The organism is Arthrobacter sp. JUb119, assembly GCF_024807995.1.
Classification (GTDB): Bacteria; Actinomycetota; Actinomycetes; order Actinomycetales; family Micrococcaceae; genus Glutamicibacter.
Map to the genome: position 1 here is coordinate 1,013,116 of NZ_JANUFE010000001.1, position 24,258 is coordinate 1,037,373.

General features: G+C 62.2%; 24 protein-coding genes. 6 read left to right on the plus strand and 18 right to left on the minus strand.

Going from position 1 to position 24,258, the window contains the following annotated elements; genetic code table 11:
- The 11 genes from M2368_RS04850 to rpsP form a co-directional block, all read right to left on the minus strand.
- A complete protein-coding gene (locus M2368_RS04850) occupies window positions 1-321 on the minus strand; it encodes a DUF2469 domain-containing protein (protein WP_105657739.1) in 321 nt (106 codons plus the stop codon).
- Window positions 321-1,046 (minus strand): ribonuclease HII, encoded by a 726-nt coding sequence (rnhB, locus tag M2368_RS04855; protein WP_105657738.1) that lies wholly within the window; start codon window positions 1,044-1,046, stop codon window positions 321-323. The genes M2368_RS04850 and rnhB overlap by 1 nt, the downstream gene beginning before the upstream one ends.
- 11 nt (window positions 1,047-1,057) lie before the next feature.
- Window positions 1,058-1,762, minus strand: a complete 705-nt coding sequence (gene lepB, locus M2368_RS04860) for a signal peptidase I (protein WP_286134220.1) — start codon at window positions 1,760-1,762, stop codon at window positions 1,058-1,060.
- A 164-nt stretch (window positions 1,763-1,926) separates the two neighbouring features.
- Window positions 1,927-2,514 carry a hypothetical protein gene (locus M2368_RS04865; protein WP_133833437.1) on the minus strand — a complete coding sequence of 196 codons (588 nt, stop codon included), beginning with the start codon at window positions 2,512-2,514 and terminating at the stop codon, window positions 1,927-1,929.
- A 173-nt stretch (window positions 2,515-2,687) separates the two neighbouring features.
- Window positions 2,688-4,871, minus strand: coding sequence for a S1 family peptidase (locus M2368_RS04870; RefSeq protein ID WP_483561295.1), 2,184 nt, complete (start codon window positions 4,869-4,871; stop codon window positions 2,688-2,690).
- A 424-nt stretch (window positions 4,872-5,295) separates the two neighbouring features.
- Complete coding sequence (gene lepB, locus M2368_RS04875) at window positions 5,296-5,943, minus strand: signal peptidase I (protein ID WP_402741333.1); 648 nt, start codon at window positions 5,941-5,943, stop codon at window positions 5,296-5,298.
- Window positions 5,944-5,956: 13 nt separating this feature from the next.
- Window positions 5,957-6,316: a 50S ribosomal protein L19 gene (gene rplS / locus M2368_RS04880; RefSeq protein WP_105657733.1), complete on the minus strand. Its 360-nt coding sequence runs from the start codon at window positions 6,314-6,316 to the stop codon at window positions 5,957-5,959.
- Window positions 6,317-6,566: 250 nt separating this feature from the next.
- On the minus strand, window positions 6,567-7,391 hold the full coding sequence (trmD, locus tag M2368_RS04885) for a tRNA (guanosine(37)-N1)-methyltransferase TrmD (RefSeq protein WP_105661210.1): 825 nt from the start codon (window positions 7,389-7,391) through the stop codon (window positions 6,567-6,569).
- 3 nt (window positions 7,392-7,394) lie between these two features.
- Window positions 7,395-7,937: a ribosome maturation factor RimM gene (gene rimM, locus M2368_RS04890; RefSeq protein ID WP_498724074.1), complete on the minus strand. Its 543-nt coding sequence runs from the start codon at window positions 7,935-7,937 to the stop codon at window positions 7,395-7,397.
- A gap of 154 nt (window positions 7,938-8,091) precedes the next feature.
- Window positions 8,092-8,334, minus strand: coding sequence for an RNA-binding protein (locus M2368_RS04895; protein WP_038991490.1), 243 nt, complete (start codon window positions 8,332-8,334; stop codon window positions 8,092-8,094).
- 2 nt (window positions 8,335-8,336) lie between these two features.
- Window positions 8,337-8,747, minus strand: a complete 411-nt coding sequence (rpsP, locus tag M2368_RS04900) for a 30S ribosomal protein S16 (protein ID WP_105657730.1) — start codon at window positions 8,745-8,747, stop codon at window positions 8,337-8,339.
- 250 nt (window positions 8,748-8,997) lie between these two features.
- Between rpsP and M2368_RS04905 the strand changes: the two genes are divergently transcribed.
- Window positions 8,998-9,627 (plus strand): LysE family translocator, encoded by a 630-nt coding sequence (locus M2368_RS04905; protein WP_498724075.1) that lies wholly within the window; start codon window positions 8,998-9,000, stop codon window positions 9,625-9,627.
- Between the two features lie 46 nt (window positions 9,628-9,673).
- Here the strand turns inward: M2368_RS04905 and M2368_RS04910 are convergent, their stop codons facing one another.
- The 3 genes from M2368_RS04910 to M2368_RS04920 form a co-directional block, all read right to left on the minus strand.
- Window positions 9,674-11,410: an HNH endonuclease signature motif containing protein gene (locus M2368_RS04910; RefSeq protein ID WP_105661207.1), complete on the minus strand. Its 1,737-nt coding sequence runs from the start codon at window positions 11,408-11,410 to the stop codon at window positions 9,674-9,676.
- 63 nt (window positions 11,411-11,473) lie between these two features.
- Window positions 11,474-12,529, minus strand: a complete 1,056-nt coding sequence (locus tag M2368_RS04915) for a FecCD family ABC transporter permease (RefSeq protein WP_402472936.1) — start codon at window positions 12,527-12,529, stop codon at window positions 11,474-11,476.
- Entirely contained in the window at window positions 12,526-13,473 is a 948-nt protein-coding gene (locus M2368_RS04920) for a FecCD family ABC transporter permease (protein ID WP_498724076.1), read from the minus strand. Before M2368_RS04920 ends, M2368_RS04915 begins: the two co-directional genes overlap by 4 nt.
- A 253-nt stretch (window positions 13,474-13,726) precedes the next feature.
- On the opposite strand from M2368_RS04920, the gene M2368_RS04925 reads away from it, so the two are divergent.
- On the plus strand, window positions 13,727-14,734 hold the full coding sequence (locus tag M2368_RS04925) for an ABC transporter substrate-binding protein (protein WP_332727382.1): 1,008 nt from the start codon (window positions 13,727-13,729) through the stop codon (window positions 14,732-14,734).
- A gap of 118 nt (window positions 14,735-14,852) precedes the next feature.
- Here the strand turns inward: M2368_RS04925 and M2368_RS04930 are convergent, their stop codons facing one another.
- Window positions 14,853-14,981: a hypothetical protein gene (locus M2368_RS04930; protein ID WP_286134218.1), complete on the minus strand. Its 129-nt coding sequence runs from the start codon at window positions 14,979-14,981 to the stop codon at window positions 14,853-14,855.
- 358 nt (window positions 14,982-15,339) lie between these two features.
- On the opposite strand from M2368_RS04930, the gene M2368_RS04935 reads away from it, so the two are divergent.
- A complete protein-coding gene (locus tag M2368_RS04935; protein WP_498724077.1) occupies window positions 15,340-17,169 on the plus strand; it encodes a glycosyltransferase in 1,830 nt (609 codons plus the stop codon).
- Between the two features lie 78 nt (window positions 17,170-17,247).
- Window positions 17,248-18,039 (plus strand): CatB-related O-acetyltransferase, encoded by a 792-nt coding sequence (locus M2368_RS04940; RefSeq protein ID WP_448940297.1) that lies wholly within the window; start codon window positions 17,248-17,250, stop codon window positions 18,037-18,039.
- A 78-nt stretch (window positions 18,040-18,117) separates the two neighbouring features.
- Here the strand turns inward: M2368_RS04940 and M2368_RS04945 are convergent, their stop codons facing one another.
- The 3 genes from M2368_RS04945 to M2368_RS04955 all read right to left on the minus strand — a co-directional run bounded on the left by M2368_RS04945 (window position 18,118) and on the right by M2368_RS04955 (window position 20,098).
- The gene (locus M2368_RS04945; protein ID WP_105657722.1) at window positions 18,118-18,987 is read right to left on the minus strand and encodes a VOC family protein; all 870 of its coding nucleotides are present in this window, start codon (window positions 18,985-18,987) and stop codon (window positions 18,118-18,120) included.
- Window positions 18,988-19,651: 664 nt separating this feature from the next.
- A complete protein-coding gene (locus M2368_RS04950) occupies window positions 19,652-19,762 on the minus strand; it encodes a type II toxin-antitoxin system YoeB family toxin (protein WP_353615991.1) in 111 nt (36 codons plus the stop codon).
- Between the two features lie 87 nt (window positions 19,763-19,849).
- Window positions 19,850-20,098 carry a type II toxin-antitoxin system Phd/YefM family antitoxin gene (locus tag M2368_RS04955; RefSeq protein WP_105657720.1) on the minus strand — a complete coding sequence of 83 codons (249 nt, stop codon included), beginning with the start codon at window positions 20,096-20,098 and terminating at the stop codon, window positions 19,850-19,852.
- Between the two features lie 763 nt (window positions 20,099-20,861).
- Between M2368_RS04955 and M2368_RS04960 the strand changes: the two genes are divergently transcribed.
- Both M2368_RS04960 and M2368_RS04965 read left to right on the plus strand, forming a co-directional pair.
- The gene (locus tag M2368_RS04960) at window positions 20,862-22,568 is read left to right on the plus strand and encodes an AMP-binding protein (RefSeq protein ID WP_498724078.1); all 1,707 of its coding nucleotides are present in this window, start codon (window positions 20,862-20,864) and stop codon (window positions 22,566-22,568) included.
- A 259-nt stretch (window positions 22,569-22,827) separates the two neighbouring features.
- The gene (locus tag M2368_RS04965; RefSeq protein ID WP_402696244.1) at window positions 22,828-24,249 is read left to right on the plus strand and encodes a GntP family permease; all 1,422 of its coding nucleotides are present in this window, start codon (window positions 22,828-22,830) and stop codon (window positions 24,247-24,249) included.
- Window positions 24,250-24,258: the final 9 nt, after the last annotated feature.

A 24,258-nucleotide genomic window follows, 5' to 3' on the forward strand; every position in this document is an offset into this window, starting at 1 on the left:
TTAGGAGCCCAGCCCATCCTTCGGGATCTGGAACTCGTCAGGGTTCAGTTCTTCGACGTTGACGTCCTTGAAGGTCAGCACCTTGACGGACTTCACGAAGCGCCCTTGGCGGTAGATGTCCCAGACCCACGCGTCGGTGAGGTTCAACTCGAAGTACACTTCCCCGGCGTTGGACAGGGTCTTCACGTCCACTTGGTTGGCCAGGTAGAAGCGGCGCTCGGTCTCGACCACGTAATTGAACAGCCCCACCACGGTCTTGTACTCGCGGTATAGCTGCAGTTCCATGTCGGACTCGTAGTTTTCCAGGTCGTCGGCAGCCATCACTTTGCTTTCTTTGTCGTGGCTTCACCTTGGGCCTGATCAGCACCCGAAGTCAAGTTCCAGCTCTTGCGGTGGTAGTCGCAGGGACCCTGCGCAACGATCGCGGCACGATGCGCAGCGGTGGCATACCCCTTGTTGATCTCCCAGCCGAAGGCCGGATGCTCGATGGCCAGATCAACCATGATTCCATCGCGTTCGACCTTGGCCAGGATGGAAGCTCCGGCGATCGCCTGGCAGGTCATGTCGCCTTTGATGATGGTCGTCACCGGGATGTGCAGGCCCACTGGTTCGCGGTCATCGGCCAGGATGTCGAAGAGATCCGGTTCCGGTGCGGTCAGCCAGTCGTAGCTGCCATCCAGAAGCGCCGCCTCGGGCTGTACCGCACACAGCTCCATGGCCCGCGATCCGGCCAGGCGCAGGGCGCCAGTAACTCCCAGCTCATCGATTTCAGCCGCAGAGGCATGCCCGACGCCATAGCCCACGGCCCACTGGCGAACTGGATCGACCAGTTCCGTACGGGTTTCCGGGCTCAGCAGCTTGGAGTCGCGCAGCGCTGGGAACTCCGTGACCTGCTCAATATCTATCACCGTCATGCCGACGGTAATCGGACCAGCCAAGGCGCCGCGTCCCACCTCATCGACCGCTGCGATATAGCGGAACCCATGCTTGGCTGCCAAGGCGCGCTCATGTTCTAGCGTGGTTGCCTTGCTCTTCAAAACGGCCATGGGCGGTGCCCCTACTTCGCCACTGCGTGCGGGACGTTGGCGAAGACTTCTTCGTGCGAGTCGACGATGCCCCAGCGCGAGGTTGGCCAAGAGATCACCGAAGCGCGGCCCTGGACGGATTCGAGGTCGACGAAGCCACCCTGGCGATCGGCGTGGAAGCGGGAATCCGCGCTGGCACCTCGGTGATCACCCATCACCCAGATTTTTCCCTCTGGGACGGTCGCCTTGAATTCCATGTCTGACGGGCTGTCGCCGTCAAAGATGTACGGCTCGTCTATGGGCTCGCCGTTGATCGTGATGGCACCTTCCGCGGTGCAGCATTCCACGGTGTCACCGGGCATGCCGATGATGCGCTTGACCAGGTACTGCTCATCAGCCGCTGGCAGCACTCCGACAAAGGAGAGCACATTCTGGAACGCGGTGGGGTACTCGGTCAGCGGTGGCAACCATTCCTGGTCATCGCGGAAGACGACGACGTCGCCACGTTCCAGCTCGAACGGCCCGGGAACCATGAGGTTGGCGAAAATCCTGTCGTTGACCTCGAGGGTATGCTCCATGGAGCCTGACGGGATGTAGTAGGCACGGAAGAAGAAGGTCTTGATCACGAACGAGAGCAACAGCGCGATCGCGATGATGATGACAATCTCGCGGACGAAGCGCCATATTTTGTATAGGGGTCCCCTGCTTGGAGGAGTCTCTGCTGATGCTGCGCTCACGATTCGATTAGTACCTTCCATTGTCGCGTGTAATCCCCATCTTACGTGTCTTGCCAGGCGCAACGGATCATTGCATAGCCACGGCCAGTTGCCCAGAAACGCACCAATGGCCAGGTCCGTCGCCGGGCCTGGCCATTGGTGCGTCCGTTCAAGCGGGCTGCGGGCTACTGGGTGGCAGCAGGCGACATGATGCCACCGCTCTGCTTGTAGTCCACGGGGATTTCGCCGATGGGCTTCTCAGCTTCAATCAGCTTTTGGACTTCGTCCAGCTGGCTCTTATCCACCGACAGGGTGATGCCGCCCGTTTCAGGATTCAGCGTGTATGCATGGATGGCAGTGCGCACGGGGTTTTCCTGCTTGCCCTGCCACTTCATGATTTCGGAAATCGCCGAACGAAGCTCCTCGCTGCTGAATTGGACTAGGTGCCCGATAGCCCCGGCTTCTTCAATAACGGATAGCTGCTCTTCGCTGGTCGTCGAAACGTTCAGCTGCCCGTCCTTGATCCAACCCTGGACGTATTCATCGCCCAAGGCTTCGGAGAGCTGGTCATTAGTCTGGAGCAATGCGTCTTGGTCCACGGTGTTCCCGCTCGAGTTTTCTGTTTGCTGCGAGGGTTCCGATGCCGTGGCGCTGGCCGTAGCCTGCGCACCTGGATCAGTTCCCTGACCACAGCCGGTTAGCAATAGGGCAGCCATGGCGGCAGTAGAGGCCAGCATGATTGGCGTGCGTGAAGTTCTAGCGTTGAAATTCATAATTTACACCTCGGTGATATTCACGTTGCCGCAACGATCTTAGCTTTGAGACTAGTGCCGAAATCGTAGAGCAACCAAGGAACTACATGTGTGCCAAGTAAAAATGCCCCGCTACTTGTTCTCAAGTAGCGGGGCATTTTCAGCAGGACCCAGTCCCGCCGGATCAGAATCCCTTAGCCGTGGCGACGTGCGTTGCGGCGGAACAGCAGGAATGCCGCACCGGCCAGGGCCATTGCGCCACCGGCGGCGATCAGCGGAACGCTGTTCGAACCGGTATCCGCCAAAGGATCGTCCTTCTTAGGAGTTTCCTTTGGAGTTGCAGACTTGCTTGGCTCGTCGTCCTTCTGGTCCTTCGGAGCTTCCGACTTGTCGTCGTCCTCCGAAGCGGAAGGAGAGGTGCTCTCCGATGGCTTGTCGCTTTCGTCCTCGGAAGGCGATGGCGAGGTGCTCTCGGAAGGCGATGGCGAGGTGCTCTCGGAAGGCTCAGTAGTTGGTTCCTCGGAAGGCGATGGCGAGGTGCTCTCGGAAGGCTCCGTAGTTGGTTCCTCAGTTGGTTCCTCGGTAGGTTCCTCGGTTGGCTCCTCAGTCGGTTCCTCGGTTGGAGTCGGCGTCGGAGTTGGAGTCGGCGCAGCAACGATCACGACGTTGGCGTTGACCCGCTCAGAGGTGTTGAAGCCGTTCTTGGCCACAACGCTGAACGCAAACTTTCCTGGTTCTTCCGGGGCTGGGAACGAGAAGTTTCCTTTAGCGTCCAGCTCAACCTTCTTGTAGAGCTTGCCGTCAACGACCACACGGATGATGGTGCCAGCCGGAGCATTGGCAAGGGTACCGGTGATTGCTTCACCAGGTTCAACTTCAGTACCGTTTTCCACCGTGATGGCAGGGGTATTGATATGGAATTTCAGCGTGTAGCCATCAATGTAGCCCTTGTCGAAGACATCATCGAGCGAGGTGTACATGGCGATGTCATCAGCGGTGTTTTCCTCCAGGTCTTCACCTGCGGCGTTGGCCGAGTTGATGCCTGCAGCCTTGCTGCCAACCAGCATTGGGCCACCGGAGTCACCCTGGTCAAGCACGCTCTGGCCAGGATTTTCAGCGACATAGCCAGCAACTGAACGGTAGGTCTGGTCCGAGCCGCCGACGAAGAAGACACCTTCGCCGATGATCGGGGAGCAGCTCCAACCGGTGGTACGGCCCGAAGAGCAAGCTTCCGACCCGACGAGAGCCTTGGTCGTGCCAGTCACGTTGATAACGTCGTCGCGAGGTTCCTTGCCGTCAACCCATTCGGACACGGCAGCATGCAGGTTCAGCGCAGGATTGATGTTATCGATCACCGAGATATCCGTGCCTGGTTCCAGGTTATTGAACTCTTCCTCGGTCAAGGAGTTCAGTTCTTCGGCAGATAGGCCCGAATTACCCGGACCACCGAACTGGTTGAATCCAAAGGTACCCAGCTCGGCACCCAGCGTTGGCGATTGGCCTGGTACCGACTGTTCGGCAAGGCCCAAAATCTTGGTGGCGCCATCTTCCGAGCAGTGCCCAGCCGAGATGATGGCATCTTCACCCTCTGCGGTCCACGCAGTGAATCCGAGCGAGCAGACCGTCGACGTGCTAGTAGGTGCGCCGGACTTGTCCATTGCGTAACCCAGGGCACCGTAAATATCCTCTGCGGCGGTGGTCTTGGCAACACCCGAACTTTCTACACCGTCAACGTGCGTAGCTTCGCTGACGAACTGCTCAACGGTCAGCTTCTCAGGCAGGGAGCCAGCGGACTTGGACTTCAGTTCGTCCGCAGCTTCCTTCTCGTCGAAGCCCTTTGCGTAGATCTTCAAGCCATCGTTGGTCTGAAGGATAGCGGTGATGCGCTTCAGTTCCTTCGGCTCGATGTTGGCCAAAAGCTCGGTGTAGACCTTGTCTACGGTCTTGACCTGCGAGTCAACTTCGGTCACTACGATAGGAGCCGGAGCTGCACTGGCCTTGACGATCTCCTTGGCCTTGGCAGCGTCCTTCTTGCTTACGGTGATCTCGGCTTTGCCGTCCTTCACCGAGGCAGTGGCGTCAATGCCTTTCGCATTCAGTTCATCGCGGACCTTGGAAGCAGCGTCGCTGGTCTCCCCGTCCTTGACGTACTCTTCAACGGACTTATTGAGGTCCTTCTCAATAGCCTTGTCGAGCCCCTCGGTGTCCAGAGCGGTTTCGCTGGCCAAAGGCTTCTCGCTTGCCGTAGCGGACGCAGACGGCGATTCGGAGGCCGTTGGCGCCGCTGCGGCAGGCATGAAGCTAGAGCCGACCACCAAGGCGGTCGCGGCTGCTGCAACGATGCCGCGTTGCGCAGTCTTCTTTTTTGGATGTGGCATTAATGCTTCTCCCAGATTTATGGTGCGAGTGCCCGCGCGTCCCCTTACCTAAGGGCGCGCGCGTAAGCACAGGTGTTGTTACCAAAATGAAACAATACTTTGTTCCGACACAGCTTTTCAACCATCGAATCCAACAAAAATATAAATTCCAGAACCCGTTTCACCTAGTCAAATAGCTCTACCCTCATCGAGCTTGGTTACAACTTACGTGCCAGTAGTATTGGTTTAAGATTGGACTTCTCTTTCTAATCCCTAGTCAGCTTGGTGGATCCTGAGTGTTGTCGCGAAATTTACACACCAATTGCACAGCAAATCGGGTGGGATGGAAATCCATCCGAATTAATTCCATTAACCTAGAAAAATAGCGCCAGATGGGTAGTTCTACCCATCTGGCGCTATCAAAATCGCCGGTTGTTACGGCGTGTCATCTGATTACTGAACGCTGATCGAGCGGCCAAATCACCTCGGTCGCTTTGCCCGTGACGCGCTCGACGCTGATCATTCCGCCGCCGCTTGCGCCCAGCAATGCCCGCGAATCCTTGGAAGTGGAGCGGTGATCGCCCATGACCCACAAGCGGCCAACCGGCACTTCTACGGAAAACTTCTGTTCGCTCGGAGCGTCCCCGGCGAAGATGTACTGCTCGTCTGCAGGCTCGCCGTTGACGAGCAGTCGCCCATCGGCGCTGCAGCATTCCACTGTGTCTCCCCCAACGCCAATGACGCGCTTGACGTACTTATTGCTGCTCCCGGTGAGGCTGAACGCCCCCAGCAGATCATCAGCGAAGCTGGCCTTGGCGTAGGGCAGGAACGAGCCGCGGCCATCGAAGACGATGATGTCTCCGCGTTGCGGTTCGGCATCCGAGTAAGCGCGGCGGTCTACGGCGATGCTCTGGCCAGGGTTGAGCGTGGATTCCATGGAGTTGGACTCGATATGGAAGACGTCGATCAGGGTGGCGCGAATGACGATGGTGGCTAGCAGACCAAGAGTGATGGCGAGTACAGCGAAGCGCCAGACCCATGAAAAGGCCCGGCGCTTCATTGTTGCCCGCTCAGTGCGTGCAATCCGGTTCATTGAAGAACGCAGATTACTTCTTTGCGCTGAAGTCGCGCTTCTCGCGGATGCGAGCAGCCTTGCCGTGACGATCGCGCATGTAGTACAGCTTTGCACGACGAACGTCACCCTTGGTCACAACCTCAATCTTGTCGATGATTGGGGAGTGAACTGGGAAGGTACGCTCAACACCGGTGCCGAAGGAAACCTTGCGAACGGTGAAGGTCTCGCCAACACCCTGGCCCTGGCGACCAAGGACGTAGCCCTGGAAGACCTGAACACGGGAGTTCTTGCCTTCGATGATGTTGACGTGAACCTTCAGGGTGTCGCCTGGGCCGAAGGCTGGAACGTCGGAGCGCAGCGAGGCTGCGTTAACAGAGTCAAGAATATGCATAGTGCATCTCCTAGGATCAATGCCGCAGGTCACCGAATCCTCGTAGCGGGGCCCGACACCGGTCGAAACCAGTGAAATCCCCGGAACGTTGTACCACCGATTGCCTCTAGCAAACGGTGCGGCGGTCTTCTGTGGCTCGAGCTTCCCCCTGCGGCAGGAGTCGAACAAAAACACACCAAGAAACAATTATGCCGTATCAGCGAAGCCGATGCGAGTTTGCCCGAAATGGCTTTCGAGTGATTTTGGCCTCTTAGTCGCTCTCGGTGCCGGCGCCGGTAGCCCAGTCCAATTCGGACTTGGGGGTTATGGCACCGTCAACGAGCGCGAATCCGCTGTGCCATAGGGCATCGCGGTCCCTGCGGTTCAGGCTCTCGGCATCCAGCTGCGTGATCAGGTCGGGGCGACGCGCTGCGGTGCGCTTGATCTGCTCGTCGCGGCGGAACCGTCCCACCCGCTGGTGGTTGCCACCGAGCAGCACCTCGGGGACATCGCGGCCGCGCCAGGAGGCCGGCTTGGTGTACACCGGGTATTCCAGCAGAACATCCGAGTGGGATTCTTCTACCAGCGATTCCGGGTTGCCGATGACTCCTGGGATCAGCCGGGCGATGGCTTCCACCATCACCATCACGGCCACTTCTCCCCCGTTGAGCACGTAATCGCCGATGGATACGGGGATGACGTTGAAGTTCTCGTGCGCGTATTCGATGACGCGCTCATCGATGCCTTCGTAGCGGCCGCAGGCGAAGACCAGATGCTCTTCCTCGGCAAGGTCGTAAGCCATCTGCTGGTTGAAGACGGCGCCTGCAGGCGAAGGGACAATCAGGGTTGGCTTGGGGCCGCCAGCATCGGCTGGGCGCACCGCGTCCAGTGCCTGTCCCCATGGTTCCGGCATCATCACCATGCCGGCGCCGCCACCGTACGGGGTGTCGTCGACCTTGCGGTGCTTGTCGGCAGTGAAGTCGCGCAGGTTGGTGACGTTCAGATCCAAGATGCCGTCTTCGGCGGCGCGGCCGATCAGCGAAAGCGAGAGTGGCTGGAGGTACTCAGGGAAAATCGAGATGACGTCAAGACGCATGGCTTACTTTTGTCCCTCTTCGTCGCTGCCGTCTTCATCGCTGTTCAAGGTCAGCAGGCCTGCCGGCGGGGTAATGACTACGATGCCGGTTTCCGGATCGATCTCCGGGACGAATTCGTCGACGAACGGGAGGTAGATCTCCTGGCCGTCAGCGTCTTCGAAGACCAGCAGGTCCTGGGCGGGATTGGTGCGCAGTGCGGTGATGGTACCGACCTGCTCGCCATCGAGCATGACCTTCAGGTCCAGCAGTTCATGCTCGTACCATTCGTCCGAGTCGTCTTCCGGCTCGTCGGAAACTTCAATCTCAAGGCGCGCGCCGCGCAGGGTTTCAGCCTGGTTGCGGTCGGCGATTTCCTTGAAGGAGAGCAGCAGGATGGTCTTGTTCCAGCGCGCATTGGCGATGGTCAGCGTCTTGACCGGGCCGTCGACGACGATGAGTTCTTCGCCAGCGGTGAAGCGCTCTTCCGGGGTGTCGGTCATGACCTGGGCGGTGACTTCGCCACGGATGCCGTGGGGCTTGCCGATGCGGGCAACCTGCAATCGCATAGTCTGCTGCTCTTTCTGCACTGTGTTCCGTGGCGTGTGCCGGGAGACTGGAATGGAAATTCTAGGGGTAAACACGAAAGGAGTTTCCGTCACTAGTTAGGACGGAAACTCCTTTCGTTTCGAAGCCAACTTAAAAGCCAGACCTCTAAGTTGCTTAGCCTCGGCGACGGTCGGTGTCGATTACATCGACACGTACCGGCTCCTTGGCCAACGCTGCCATTACGGTGCGCAGTGCTCGTGCGGTGCGTCCTTGGCGTCCGATCACACGACCGAGATCCTCAGGGTTCACACGTACTTCGAGCAGGTCGCCGCGGCGGGTGGACTTCAAGGCGACCTTGACGTCTTCCGGTTCCTCGACAACCCCGCGTACCAGGTGGTCTAGCGCGTCAACGAGCACTGTTACTCAGCCTCGGTAGCTTCGGCCTCTGCCTCTTCAGCAGCTGGCTTTTCAGCCTTCTTGGTGATTGCCTCTGGGAGGATCACCGAACCCTTGTCAGGAGCAACGAATGCTGGCTTAGGCTCGGCAACCTTGTAGGTGCCTTCCTGGCCATCGATGCCCTTGAACTTCTGCCAGTCACCGGTGATCTTCAGCAGTGCGTGTACCTGCTCGGTTGGCTGAGCGCCAACGGACAGCCAGTACTGTGCACGATCCGAATCGATCTCGATAACCGATGGGTTCTCGGTTGGGTGGTACTTGCCGATCTCCTCGATGGCACGGCCATCGCGCTTAGCGCGCGAGTCCATGACGACAACGCGGTAGAAAGGTGCGCGCATCTTACCGAAGCGCTTCAGACGAATCTTTACGGCCACTTTTGTGGTCTCCTGTTTCTCAACATGGTCGAATCCAATTTTTAGCACCTGTGGGGCAGGCCTTACTGGTCGGATTCTAAAAGGACAGGATTCATAGCGGAGAGAGGGGCCACTGCGAATCGAGTACCCTGCAATTATGCCAGAGAGCGTGCGTGGTGGCCAACTCTAATTGGCCCCGCGCGTCGGGCGAAGATCATGAGCTTGCTCACCCTGGGGTCTGCGCCCAGATGCAGCTTCTAGCATTGAGTGCATGACCGTTGCTTCCGCCTTGCTGGGTTTCAGTATAGTTGCCGCCCTGATGACGTTGATTCCGGGTGTCGATACCGCGCTGATCCTGCGATCGGCCATTGCCCGGGGACGCGGTGAAGCGCTGCTGGCGGCGCTGGGGATCTGCACGGGAGTATTCGCTTGGGGTGTGGCCGCGGCCGCGGGAGCTTCGGCAATTCTGGCCGCCTCATCCCTGGCCTACCAGGTGCTGGCCTATGCCGGCGCAGCCTATCTGGTGTTCCTGGGCGGGCAGATGATCCATCGGAGCCTGCGGGGCAAGCAGTTGGCCACGATCCATGTCCCGGTATCGCACAGCAGGTATCGAACCTACCTGACCGGGCTGGTGACCAACGTGCTGAACCCGAAGATCGGCGTCTTCTATATCGCCGCGATCCCGCAGTTCACCCCGGCGGGCACCAACGCCCTATTCATGGGCGTGGGGCTATCGGCGGTGCATGTTGCACTGACCCTGGTGTGGGCAGTGGCCTTGGTATACGGGGTTCGGATCGCTGGCCGCTGGCTGGGCTCAGCGAAGTCGGTGTCCTGGATGGACCGGATCACCGGGACAGTGCTGATCGGGTTCGGACTGAAAGTTGCGCTCTCGCGCCCATAGCATCTTGGCCACGCCGGCAGGTGCAGCAGTTCGCGGCTCCGGGTGCTCAGGCGGCCACCGGAACACTGTTTCTTCGCGGTACCTGCATCGGGTCCAGGTGCTTGGGCAGCAGGATGTGAGCCAGTCCCCCAACGGTAACCAGGGTCAGCAATCCTGCATGAATGGCATGGTGGTGCCTCCGGCACAGGCAGCTGCCATTGCGCGATGAAGTGCACCCGCCACGTTCCCACCAGTTGTCGTGATGGTATTCGAGCATTTCAGGCGGTGCGGTGCATCCCGGGACGATGCATCCGCGGTCGCGGGCGAAAATTGCGCGCTTCATTGCATCCGTGAAGAAGCGTTCCTTGCGTCCTACATCCAGCGGTTGCCCATCGGGTCCGAAGACCACCCGGTAGATCTCGCCTTGGCAGATCAGCTGTGCGGTGTCCGCGGAATCGAGTTTCACCCCGTGGTCGGAGGTGGCGCGAAGCTTGGCCGGATCTCCAAGATCCTGCGGATCGCGCAACTGGATATGGATGCCGATCCTTGGAATGATTCCATTGGGCGCGGCACCTGCCGTGCGCCCTCTCAGCGCGGCCAATAGTGCGTTGAGCCGGCGCTGGGCCACCGGAACCTCCCCATCGCCAAGCAGCAGGGACGCTTGGAGGCCTTCGCCTGCTCCGCCTGCGCCGCGCGTTTCCTGCTCATCAACAAGCTTGTCAGGTTGTTGCTGCGCTCCGGACAAGGATTCTTCCTCCCCGTGCCCGTCCTGGGCCCATGGCGGTGGTGGTTCCTTGCTGCTGAACAGGTCGTCGGTGGCTGATTGCCCGGCATTTGCCCCGGGATCCGCTTCCTGCTGGTCCTCTGAGGCGTTCTGGCCATCATCAGGGGCAGCGCTTGAACCGGATTTGGCGGCACGGGCGGCTTTGCCTGCCTTGGTACGCGGGTTATCGGCCTGGGCCAGGGTGGAGCGGAATTCCTCGCGCTGGGTCCCGGCGATGTAGAGCTCGTACTTGTCGCAGTCGCCCACGGTGCCTCGCGGATAGATGCCGGGTGCCGGGTTCCTGGTTTGCTTGCGGGCCCTGCGCTCAGCGGAAAGCATTGCCGCGAGCTGGGTCTCGCGGGTGGCACGGTCAGGTTCCTGCAGCAGCACGGCGGCTTGGTGATCGAGCAGCTGGCCCTGTTCATCGCGGGCGGACGATTCCAGCGGCCGGCCTTGGAAGCTCGTGTCAGCCGGCTCGAATTTGTCCAGTGCGCGGGCCGTGCGGGCAATCAGCCGCGGGTCCAGGTCCGGCGCTTCGGCGTAGAGCCTGGCCAGCTGGGACAAGCGCGGCGCGGCGGTGCTGCCATCCATGAGGCGCCGGGCGATGAGCAGGTGCGCGTCATTCACCCGGTGCTGCCCCTCATGGGCGTTGATCCCCAGCCAGCTGGCCAGGAAGTCGCCGGTGTTCTGGTAGTGGGCGCGGCCTGAATGCTGGCGGGCGGGGCGGTCGTAGCTGGTCCGCGATGCGGAAACGGCCGCCAGCTCATCGTCTTCCAGCAGGTGGGCGCCGGTTGATTCGAGATGGATAGCGCAGTGCAATTGCTCCCGCAGGGTGTAGCGGTAGAGCGTTTCAATCAGCCGTGCATGCCCCGCCGCCACCCGCGGGTCATCGGACTCGCGCAGGGTGCAGGAGAGCTTGGCCAGCAGCGCGCAGCAGGAAGCCATCAGCTCAAGGAGCACTTGGATCGCTCCGCGCGGGAGCGACCCGGTGATGGATTCGCGCAGGATCTGGATCGCTGCGGCTAGCTGGTGGATGCCCATGGACCCATCATGGGCGCGGCCAGAGGCCCGAGCTGGCAGCCATCGCCAACTGTGGATAAACCGCTAGCCGCGTTGGCGGACCTTGGATTGGCGGATGACCAGGAAGATCAGGTACGGGGCGCCAATCACCGCGGTGGCCACCCCGGCGGGCAGGATCACCGGGAAAGCCCGGGCCGCAACCAGGTCGGCCAGCAGCACGAAGATCGCCCCGATCAGCGCGGCATGGGGCACCGGCGGGATGGTGCCGCGGGCCACCAGCCGCGCGGCATGCCCGCTGGCCAGCGCAACGAAGGCCAGCGGCCCGGCGATCACGGTCGCGGCGATGGCCAGCAGCGAGGCGATGCCGAGCATCAGGACCCGGTCGCGCCCCAGGTTCATGCCCAGCGCGCGGGAGGTATCCGAATCCAGCGCCAGCACCTCGCGCTGGTTGCGCAGCAGCGCGGCCGCGGCCAGTCCCAGCACGATGACCACCGGCGCGAAGGCCAGGTCGGCCCAGGAGATCGCGTTGATGGTCCCGGCCAGCCAGGTCAGCGCCTGCTGGGCGTTGTAGATTTCTCCCAGGGTCAGCATCCAGGAGGTCAGTGCGGCGCACAGCCCGGAAAAGCCCAGGCCCACCAGCACCAGCCGGTTGCTTTCCAGGGAACTGTGCCAGACCAGCGCGAAGACCAGGGTCGAGACCAGCAAGCCGCCCAAGGTGGCGGCAATGGGCAGCCCGTAGTGCACCAGCAGTTCCGAACGCCCGCCGGCGTGCACGCTCAGGGCCAGCACGGCCACTGCGCCCAGGGCCGCGCCGTTGGTCACCCCGAGGATGTCGGGGCTGGCCAGCGGGTTGCGCGCCACGTTCTGGGTCAGCGCCCCGGCCACTCCGAAGCCGGCCCCGGCCAGCACCGCAGCCACGCTGCGCGGCAGCCGGAACTCGATGATCGTCAGCTCGGTGCGCGGATCCGGGGCCGCGCCGAAGAGCGTGGCCACCACATCGCCCAGCGCGATCGGTGTGCCCCCGATGGCCAGGTGCAGGCAGAAGGCCGCGAGGGCCACGGCCAGCAGGATCAGGCCGGTGGCCACAGCGCGCCGGGCGCGCACCGCGGAAGCGGGGGTGCGGATCGCCGGGGCGCTCATACGGTGACAGCCTTGCGGCGCCGGGCCACGTAGATGAAGAAGGGCGCACCGAGCAGCGCGATGACCACGCCCACGGGCAGTTCCCCGGGGCGGGCCAGCATGCGGCCGAGCACATCGGCCACGCACAGCAGCAGCGCGCCGCACAATGCCGAGCCGGGAATCACCCAGCGGTAGTCGGCGCCGAAGATGCGCCGGGAAATATGCGGTACCAGCAGGCCCAGGAAGGCGATCGGCCCGGCCAGGGTGACCGCCAGCCCGGACAGTGCCACGATCGCCGCCAGCCCCAGCCCGCGGGCATGCAGGGCGGTGACCCCGAGGCTGCGGGCGGAATCCTCGCCCAGTGTCAGCGCGTTCAACCCGCGGGCATTGGCCAGCGCCAGCACGGTGCCGGCCACCAGCAGCGGCCACAGCGACAAGAAGGATTCGTAGCCTTGGACCACGGAGCCGACCTGCCAGAAGCGCAGGGTTTCCAAGGCGGCCTCGCTCAGCAGCACGATGGCCGAGACCACTCCGGCGCAGAGCGCGGTGACCGCGGCGCCCACCAGCAGCAAGGTGATGGGCGATCCCCCGCGCCCGTCGATGCGCCCGATGCCGAAGACCACCAGGGCCGCCAGCAGCGCTCCGCCCAGGGCCAGCAGCGCCTGGGTCCACGCCGGCAGCGGGCCGGTGAAAGCGGCGACCGAGACGATGGCCAGGGCCGCCCCCTGGTTGATGCCCAGCAGGCCGGGTTCGGCGATCGGGTTGCGGGTGTGGCCCTGGATCAGCGTGCCAGCCATCCCCAAAGCGGCGCCGGCAGCCAGCGCGGTAACGGTGCGCGGCCAGCGGATCTCGCGGATTGCGATGTCGCTGACCTGGCCGTCGGGGGCCAGCAGCGCGTGGCGCAGCTCGGCGAAGCTGGAGGTGGTGCTGCCGATCCACAGGCTGAGCCCGATGACGGCGCCCACGCCGGCGGCCAGGGCCAGCAGCGAGCTGGTGCGCGGTGTGGTGCGGTCGATGGTGGGTGGCCTTTCTCGGGCCGCGGAGTGCGCGGCGGGTGCGTGCAGGATATGCGAAGCAGTGATGTCGCAGGACCTTGACCAGGACGGCCGGATCCATGCTACTGTTCTTCTCGCGCGCTAAGCTTACCCTTACCTAAGTGGGGCAAGCAAAAATACATCATGCGCTAATTAGTCAATCACCTTCATGGAAAGCACTCGCATGCACACTCCCCGCATTCTCGCCCTGAGCGCCGCCCTGGCCGCGGCCGCCCTGGCCCTGTCCTCCTGCGCCAGCTCCTCCCCGAGCACCGAGCCGGCAGAAACCGCCGCCACCGCGGAAGCCGATTCCAGCTTCCCGGCGGCCATCAAGCACTTCCGCGGCACCACCGAGCTGGCCGAACGCCCGCTGCGCGTCGCCGCACTGGACCCCTCCTACGTGGATGCCGCCATGCTGCTAGGAGCCGAGCTGGTGGCCTACACCGAATACCGCAAGGGCAACAACCCCTTCCCCGAGTACCTCGGCGACATCACCGAGCAGACCGACGAAGCCGTGAACGTCGGCACCATCACCGAACCGGATCTGGAAAAGCTGCTGGCCACCGAGCCGGACGTGATCATCTCCGCCGACGTGCGCCAGGGCGCCATGTACGACCAGCTGAACAAGATCGCCCCGACCATCTTCTCCGAGTCCACCGGACCAACCTGGAAGGAAAACGTGGTGCTGCTGGGCGAGGCCCTGGGCAAGAAGGAGCAGGCGGAAACGGCCGTGGCTGACTACGAGGCCCGCGCCTCCGCGGTGGGCAAGGAAATCCTGGCGAAGAAGCCCGAGACCACTTACTCGCTGGTGCGTTTCGCCGGCGAGGACACCGCGCGCCTGTACGCCACCGATTCGTTCATCGGCGAGATCATGGTGGACATGGGCATTCCGCGCCCGGAGGATGCCCCGGATACCACCGAGTCGATCTTCGTTCCGCTGTCGCCGGAGGAAATCCTGAAGGCCGACGCCGAAGTGATCTTCCAGTCCACCTGGGCCCCGGAAGGTGCCGAGGGCGACGCGTCGCGCGCCCAGGAAGACAAGTTCACCTCCAACCCGTTGTGGGAGAAGCTGGAAGGCGAGGTCATGCAGGTCGACGACTCGATCTTCCTCTCCTCGGTGTCGCTGCAGGGCGCCCATGAGGTCATCACCCAGGTGGCCGAGCACTTCGAGGTCGATCCGCAGCTGCCCTAAGCGGCACCCGGAAAACCGGCAATTAAAATACTCGAGTCCCTGCCCGGCGTCATTCGCCGTAGGCAGGGACTCGATTCATTTACCGGCTCCGTGCGTGGGAGCAGGTGCCAATCAGTGGTTACCTGGCAGCTTTGCGCACCGGATCGACAGCGACCTCCGCGTGCTTCAGCCGCTTCTCAGCGCGTTTTTCCTTGATGCTCTTGCCTGGTTTTTTCGCTTCGCCCTTGCGTGGGGATTTGCTCGACATGACGTGCCGTCCTTTACCGGAGACGCGCTGCGCCTCCAACAAGTGTGGGGAGAGTACCCCATAACCTGAACCATAGGAAGTTTCGCACCGAAGAGCAAGGGCTGGGGCCTTCCCGGCGATTCTCCCACGGCTTTCGGCGAGCGCCATGGCGTTTTCGAAGATACGTTCGAATCCGCGTTGGCCGCCTCTTCGGCCACTGGGCCATCCCTGCGGTGCAGATCAGGGAAATCGAGGCCGACACGACGGCGCCTTCCCAGCGCCCGCCTAGCTTCACCGCGTAGTCTGGAACTTGGCGCGAGGAACTGCATATCTTCGCGCGAAATTAACTTTGCCGTGGTCAAACTAAGGATCATTCTCCGTGGATATCAGGGAACAGCAGCTGGACGCCTACATGGTCACGTGGAAGCTTGAGCGCGAATTCGGCGGGATGACCACCGTCTGCACCCAGCGCGCGGCCGCTTTCGCCCAGCGGCACGATTCTGCCGCGGTGGTGACCTTCGGCCCCAACGAACAGCTCCCGCAGATCGTTGGGGAACTCGTGGAGCGCGGCAAGCTTTCGCCCAAGGTCCGGGTGCTCAATCCCTACCTCCACCTGGCGGAGCATGACCTGCAGCCGCAGGCCAGCATCCCCCAGCGGAAGGCCGAACCGGCCTGCCTGGACTTCACGGTACGCCAGTCCGTCCACCACCCTGGCCAGGATTCCGCCTTGTTCTGCGAGCACAGCGTTGCAGGCCCCGAAGGCGGGGTTGCAGGCCCCGAAGGCGGGATCAAGAAGACCACGTACTACCGGGCCGATGGCACCGTCTTCTTGTCCGATATGAAGTTCCATGACGGCAAGGCCCGCCGCATCGTTGAGGCTTTTGACCGCAGGGGAACCCTGGTGGCCCGCTTCCCCAGCGCGGCGGCTTTCTACCGCCATTGGCTGTCGCAGATCGTCGACCACCCGAACTCCTTGGTGGTCATCGACAGCAAGTACACCGCGGCCATGCTCGCTTCCTGGAAACCGGTGCATGTGCCCAAGGTGTTCGCGTTCCACAGCATCCATGTGGCCAAGGGGCAGGACCTTGCCAGCGGCCAGCTCTCCAAGGGCCACGAACCCATCATCGAAGAACGCTCCAACTGGGATGCTTTTGTCTTCCTGACCCACGCCCAGCGCCAGGCCTATGTCGACCGCTTCGGCGCAGCAGACTCGGCATTCGTCATTCCCAACCCGCTGAACCCGTCCACCGTGCAACCGCCGGTACCGGCACGCAGCTCGACCAGCCTGATCGTGGCCGGCTCGCTGACCCCCAACAAGAACGTAGCCGCCGCCCTGGATGTCCTCCACGAGCTGGCCCTTCGCGGCAAGCGGCCGACCCTGCACATTGTGGGCAAGGGCAGCGAATACGCCGCGCTCACCGAACGGGCCGCCGAGCTGGGCCTGCGCGAGTCGGTCATCTTCCATGGCTATTCCGACCAGCTCCCCCGCCACTTCGCTTCCTGCACGGCGCAATTATTCACCTCGACCAACGAGGGCCAGGCGCTGGTCATCCTCGAGGCCCAGGCCCAGGGATGCATCCCGGTGTCCTTCGACATCAACTTCGGCCCTGCCGACAGCATCGCCGATGGGCATAACGGCTTCCTGGTCCGCCATGGCGATATCCAGGCCATGGCCGACCGGGTGCAGCAGCTCATGGACGATCCCGCCCTGGCCTCCCGGATGTCGCAGCAGGCCCGCACTTTTGCCAGCGAGTACCAAGCTCGCGATCTAGTCTCACTTTGGGAGGACACCATGTCCATAGCGAAGATGCTCAAGAAGCTCGGCGCGAAGAACCGCGTCCCGCATTTCGAAGCAAAACTGCGGGGCGTCGACTTCCCTGACGGCCAGGGATTGCAGGTGCGGGTGGAGCATCGGGCCCACGTCGAAGACCTACCCGAACCGGCAACCTTCGAGCTGGTCTTCGTCAATCGGGACAGCAAGGAAGAAATTGCGGCCGTGGCCAGCAGCAGCGTGGACGAGCAGCTGGCGGTCTTCGATGTGGAACCGCAGCTCTTGGGCGAGACCCAGGAACAGGATGCAGCGGTGGACGTGAACCTGCGCCTGCGCGTGGGCAGGGCCATGGAAATGAAGCGCCTGGGTCTGCCCGAATCAATGATCCTGCCGTACTTCACTACGCAGAAGAACCTCTCCTTCCGCCCTAAGCAGTAGCCGGGCAGCAGGTCGCATCCAGCGCGCGTTCGGGACTTGCTGACAATTCTCCAAATCCGGTCCCATAAACTCGATCGCATGCGAATTCAGATGTCCCAACTGCGGCCGCTGCTCAAAAGCCACCGGATCCTCATGACGGTTCCGGGCATGAAGGATTTCGAGAACACCGGAAGCACCTGCAATCCCGAGGCGTGGATCAGCTACCAGGAAGACCTCGCGCTGGATCCCTACACCACCTTCTGGGGAACCAGCGGAACAGCCCTTCCGCGCATGGGCGCGTTCTCCTACACCCATTCAAAGCTCAACAAGGCCATCAGCGTCGGACGGTTCACCTCGATCGCCAAGGGCATGACTGTCATGGGAGCCAAGCACCCCCTGGAGTGGGCATCTACCAGCCCGGTGTTCTACAACCAGCGGCTGCTGATGCGCACCTACGCGGCCGATCACGGCGCGGAACTGGGGACGACGAAGTACGGCTACACGCCGGGGAAGATCTCCATCGGCAACGATGTATGGATCGGCGAAAAGGTCACGCTGGGCCATGGGGTCGCCATCGGCGACGGCGCGGTCATCGCCTCGAATTCCGTAGTCACCAGCGACGTCGAGCCGTACACCGTGGTCGGCGGCCTGCCGGCCAAGAAGATCCGCGACCGCTTCGATGCGCCGACCGTCCAGGCCCTCCAGGCATCGCAGTGGTGGCAGTACGCCCCGGAGAACCTGACCCACCTGGACGTGGCCAACCCGGCCGCCTTCGCCCAGCAGGTGCTCGAGCAGGCCGAGGCAGGGACTGTGCGGCCATTCCAGACGAGGCCCTTGACCGCCAAGACCATTGCCGAGCACCTGGAGGCCCTGGGCACCGGAACCGGGTGAAGACAGGAAGTGCCCCCGGGCGCTCGCCGATTCGGCGAGCGCCCGGGGGCAATGAAGCCTCGGTGCGTTGTCTCCGCGTTAGCCTACGGCGACGCGCAGTTCGTTGTTCCAAGGGTCCCGGAAGCGAAGTTCGGCTCCGGTGTGGTGGTTTGCCACCTTGGCGTAGGCCAGCCGCTCGGCCAGCTTGCCCACTTCTTCTTCGGTCGGGACGTTGATCAGCACTTCACCCAGCCCCAGCGTGTCCTTGCGCGGGCCGGCTCCGCGCGAGTTCCAGACGTTCATGGCCATATGGTGGTGGTACCCGCCAGCCGAGACGAACAGTGCCTGCTCGCCCAGGGTGGTGGTTTCGTCAAAGCCCAGGGTGCTGACGTAGAACTGGCGGGCGGTTGCGACATCGCCCACCTGCAGGTGCACGTGGCCTACATCCGCGGCGGCCTTGCGCTGTCCGGCAATGGACTGCTCGGTCAGGTGCTCATTGAGGAACTTGTTCGGATCCAGGTAGATGGTGTCCATGGCCACCTCGCCGCCGCTCCAGCTCCAGGTCTCGCGCGGGCGGTCCCAGTACAGCTCGATGCCGTTGCCCTCCGGGTCGGTGAAGTAGAACGCTTCGGATACCAGGTGATCGGAGCTGCCCACGAAGCGGCTCTGGTCGAACTGGGCTGCCGACAGGACGGTCGCAGCCAGATCAGCCTTGGTGTCGAAGAGCAGCGCGGTATGGAACAGGCCCGCTTCGTTGCGCGATGGGAGTTGCAGTCCTGGCGCGTTCTGCAGGTTGACCAGTTCCTGGGTTCCGCGGCCCAGGCGGGTGCCTTCGGCTGATTCGGCCAGCACTTCAAGGCCCAGGGCCTTCTGGTAGTACTCGCTCATGGTTTTCATGTCGCCGACCTTGAGCTGGACTGCGTTCATGTGGGTGTTGGCCGCTAGTTTGTCTTGCTGGAGTACTGACATGGCAAGCTCCTTTTCCAAGTGCATCGATTCCTTATTGATTAACAGCCTATCGCAAATTACTTGATGCTTCAATGAAATTGGGATGTTCAGCCGATCACAGCGAATTCTGTTCCGGGGATGGCATTAGCCTCCCCTGCTCGCACACCAAGAACCCCGCTGCAAAAACTACGAAGGCCATCCGGATTTCCTTGCGGCGGCAGGGTCGCTGTTTGCCAGTGCCATAGAACTCACCAGCAGTGGCGGATCGGAGAATCGCGGTACGGCCACCCGGGTTGCCGATGGCGATGGCGACACCATGGATGCCAAGGTGGCGGGCGCAGAAACTCGAGTCCAGCTGCTGAACATCGACATCCCCGAAGCCATTCACCCGGGCAATGGGGTCAAATGCCTCGGGCCAGCGGCTGCCGAATATCTTGAGCACGCCCTGCCGGCAGGACAAAGAGTCAGCTTGGGATTACAACGTGCCCTGCACGGACCATGCGTGCCGGACCCTTGCGGCCGTCCCTGGAAGCGATCTGCCCATCAATAGGGATATCGCCCGCGCGTTCCCCTCGAAGCGCCGCGATAACGCACGCCTGCCAGGCGACCGAATGCTTGAAACCGTTCACTAACGGTATCTGGCCTGCAGGATTGCCACCGCGCGATCATCGGCAATATAGACCAGTCAATTAGCTTCATCAATGCGGCGCAACCACGCGCCAGCCAGGGTACGCCTCAACAGTTCAGGCTTGCCAATACCCTCAAATGGGTCACAGCGCAGCACAGCCTCAATCAACGCATGGATACGCCTGAGCGTTTTGCGATCTTGGGTCTGCCAGTGGAAATAGTCAGCCGGCAGCCGTCCAGGTCAGCAGTCTTTCACTCAGGGATCAATAGGTCCACGCTCGGACACTTGGCTACCGCGTACCGCTTCCAGCGAAGCAAGCAGGCGGAGCGCATTCCTCGGCGAGCGCAGAAGGTAGCTCGTTTCCACCAGAGAGTCATACTCATCTTTTGACATGAGGACTGCAGATCCGCGCTTTGACAAGATCTCCACTTCGGCACGGTCAAGATTGACTCGTTCGATCAAGCCGAAAAGATCGCGGCGCGCCTCACTCGCTGTGATTGCCATGCCCCTCCTTGGTCAGTACTGGATATGGTACAACTTCTAGCCGTCTTCGAGAGACTCTATCCCCAAGTGCAACCCGATCCCTGTTTCCATGGGGCATCGCAGTTGATACTCAGATTTCACGGAAAATGGGCTGCCCGGACAAAGCCGCTTGGCTTTAACCATGGGTCACCCAGTCCCATTTCTTCGTCGGCACTTAATAGAGGATAGGTCTGGACTGCTCGTGGATCCAGATCAATCAACAGCACGTTTCTACCCGCTTCACCCGCTATCGTCGCGAGCGAAACCGCCGATGCGACAACAATGGAACAGGCAGACGAGCTCGCCGATCAGGCAGATTCCGCAGTGGCCCCGGGCCGCTCGGCAACCGCTGCGCTATGCCTTTGCCCCGGCGGCACGGGTTCTATCCGCGAGGATCGCTAAACCGCTGCCCTGGAAATGCAGCACGAACAGCTCCTAACAGCCCTGGCCAAAGACCTCAAGGCCAACAACGAAGAAGCCTGCGTCCGGGCAGTCGGACCCCAGAAATAATGCAAGGCCACACGCCGCGGCTGCAGACGGGATATCGGGAACAAACTGCTAGCTGGGCTCTGGCCACCGCGTCACCAGGGACCGGGATTCAGTCCGACTTCGCACAGCAATCATGGGGTGGCCCGGTTTTATATCGGTGGCGATCTTCCACTCGCTAGGACTTCCAAGTATATTGACTGGTGATCCACCTCACCTTGGGTTTTGGTGGTTTACCCAGAGCTACGGAAGGTTAGTTGTGAGCGTTACCGAAGAATTCAGAGCAGCCCGTGACCGACTCCTGGAGCTAAGGGAGGATTACCACCAGGCTCGCGCCGAGTTCACCTGGCCGGAATTCACCCATTTCAATTTCGGCTTCGACTGGTTCGACCACGTCGCCCGGGATCCGCAACGCTCCGAGCGCCCAGCACTGGTCATCGCCGAATCCGACGGCAGCTGCACCCAGCGGACCTGGGCAGAACTATCAACCCGGTCCACCCAACTTGCGCGCTGGCTCAGCGACCAGGGCATCAAGCGCGGGGATTCAATCGCCATCATGCTGGGCAACCAGGTCGAGCTTTGGGAATCGATGCTGGCAGGCATCAAGCTGGGGGCGGTCATGGTCCCGTGCACCACGCAGCTGACGCCCACCGATCTGGCCGACCGCATTGCCCGCGGCCATATCCAATGGGTCGTCACCAACGAGGGCGAAATCCCCAAGTTCGAATCGGTGCCGGGCGATTACACGCTGATCCAGATCGGCGGGCAGCCACCGGCTGGCATCCTCGACTACTCCCAGTCATCCTCGGCAGAAGCGGCCTTCGCCCTGGAGCACCCGACCCGCGCCGATGAAACGCTGCTGCGCTATTTCACTTCCGGCACCACCTCGAAGGCCAAGCTGGTCGAGCATACGCATACCTCGTATCCGGTCGGGCACTTGAGCACGATGTTCTGGATCGGCCTCGAACCAGGCGATGTCCACCTGAACGTCGCCTCGCCGGGCTGGGCAAAGCACGCGTGGTCCAACTTCTTCACCCCGTGGATCGCCGAAGCCACGGTCTTCATCTACAACTACGACCGCTTCGATCCAGTGGCCCTGATGAACCAGATGGACGCCCAGCAGGTCACCAGCTTCTGCGCGCCGCCGACCGTCTGGCGCCTGCTCATCCAGGCCGACCTCGGTGCGCTGGAGCATCCGCCGCAGAAACTGGTCTCGGCCGGCGAGCCGCTGAACGCAGAGGTCATCGACCAGGTCCACAAGGCCTGGGGGCAGGTGATCCGCGACGGGTTCGGGCAGACCGAAACCACGGTGCAGATCGCCAATCCCCCGGCAGAGCCCATCACCATCGGCGCCATGGGGCGCCCGATGCCCGGCTACGAGATCGTGCTGCGCGATCCGGCCACCGGGGAAGAAGGCGATGTGGGCGAGATCTGCCTGGTCACCGCCCAGCGCCCGCTGGGGCTGATGAAAGGCTATTTCGAGAACGAGGAAAAGACCAATGAGGTCTTCCGGGACGGGGTCTACCACACCGGGGATATCGCCGAGCGGGACGAACGCGGCGTCCTGACCTATGTGGGGCGCGCCGATGACGTCTTCAAATCCAGCGACTACAAGATCAGCCCTTTCGAACTCGAATCGGTTCTGATTGAGCATCCGGGCGTGGCCGAAGCGGCCGTGGTTCCAGCACCGGATGAGCTGCGGCTCACGGTGCCCAAGGCCTACATCGTCACTTCCGACGGGCATGAGCCCGGACCGGAATTGGCCGAATCGATCCTGGCCTACTGCCGCGAGCACCTTTCGGCCTTCAAGCGCATCCGCCGGCTGGAATTCGCGGACCTGCCCAAGACGATCTCGGGCAAGATCCGACGGGTGGAGCTGCGCCAGACTGAAGAGGACCGGCACCGCGCCGGCGCCCCGGCGGGCACCGAATACAGGGACACCGACTTCCCGAATCTCAAGGGGTAGAGACCTCGAGCATCCAGGGCGCGTTCCGGACATGGCTTCGGCAGGCGCCCTGGATTTTTCTCTTCCCTCGAAACTTTCGCCAGCCCATCGCTACTCCCCTTCCTCGCGTCAAGCCGCCAGGGTTCGCATCGGGTTTATTTCCAGAGGTTTCCCGCTTAAGAAGCCAATAGTTTACATCGTGAGCTGACACTCATACTATGAGTTCTTATGCCGTGGCTTATGTCACACTGCTCCCCGATTCCTCTAGAACGGATCCAACATGTCCGATATCGCGATTCTGATAAATACCGCGGTGGCCGTGCTTGCCGCCGTGGTGCTTATCGTGAGATTCAAGGTCAACCCAGTCATCGCCTTGGTCATTGGCTCGCTCTACCTGGGCCTATCCACCGGCTTGGGAGTCACCAAGACCATCGAGACCATCACCCAGGGTTTCGGCGACATCATGGTGGAAGTCGGACTCCTGGTGGCTTTCGGCGTGCTGATGGGTTCCATCCTCAATGAGACCGGGGCCATCCGCCGCCTGGTCGAGCACCTGCTGAACACCTTCGGCCCCAAACGACTGCCATACACCATGGCGTTGGCTGTCAGCACCGCGTTGCAGACCATTTTCCTCGATGTGCTGCTGGTCATCGCGGCCCCCTTGGCCCGGCGCATGGCGCCGAAAATCGGCAAGCACGGAACCGCGCGCATTGCCACGGCCATGGCCATCGCCGGCGAGGTCGGCATCGTCCTCATGGTCCCTGGCGTCGGCGCGGTCGCCTTGGCCGGCATGCTTGAAGTTCCCCTGGGCAAGATGCTGATCTTCGGCCTGCTGGTCGTCGTGCCCACGGTCTTGATTTCCGTAGCCATCATGTCCTTCTTCTTCGACCGGGGCTTCTGGAAAGCCGAGAGCGATGAGCAACTGCTGGCGCAAGACGAGCCGACACCGGGTACCCGCAAGCTGGAGCGCGGCGAAGGAACCGGCCAGGATGCGGCACGCTCCGGCAACGCCGGAACAGCCACCGCGGCCACCGCGGTGCAGACCGCGCAGCGCCGCGAGGCGCCCCTGTTCCTGCTCTTCCTGCCGCTGCTCGCATCCTTGCTGCTCATCGCCAGCGGCGCGCTGGCCGAAATCCTCGGCTATGAGGCCAGCTGGATCCAGCTGGTCGGCAATCCGGTAGTTGCCCTGCTCATCGGCCTGGTCGGAACGATCGCCGTGGCACGCTACACCATCGGCCAGAAGGCGATTGACCGCGGCGTGGCCAGCGGGTTCAGGGAAAGCGGGCAGATCCTGCTGCTGACCGGTGTCGGGGGCTCCTTGGCAGCCACGGTTTCCACGGCTGGATTGGGCGACATCATGGGCCAGTTCTTCTCGGCCAGCACAGTTGCACCACTGGTAGTGGTCTGGGGCATCGCGGCCCTGCTTCACATTGCCGTTGGCTCGGTGACCCTTTCCGGAATTACTGCGGCAAGCCTCTTGGCACCGATCGCCCCGAGCCTGGGCATCGACCCGGTGCTCATCGCGTTGGCGGCAGGTTCCGGAGCGCTGTTCATGGTCCACGTCACCTCGAACACCTTCTGGCTCCTGCAGTCGTTGTTCGGGCAGACCGTGCGCGGTGCGCTGAAGACCGTCAGCGTAGGCGTCTCGGTCGCATCCATCGTGGCCCTTGGAATGGTCATGATCCTCAACATCTTCATTTAGCGCGACAGC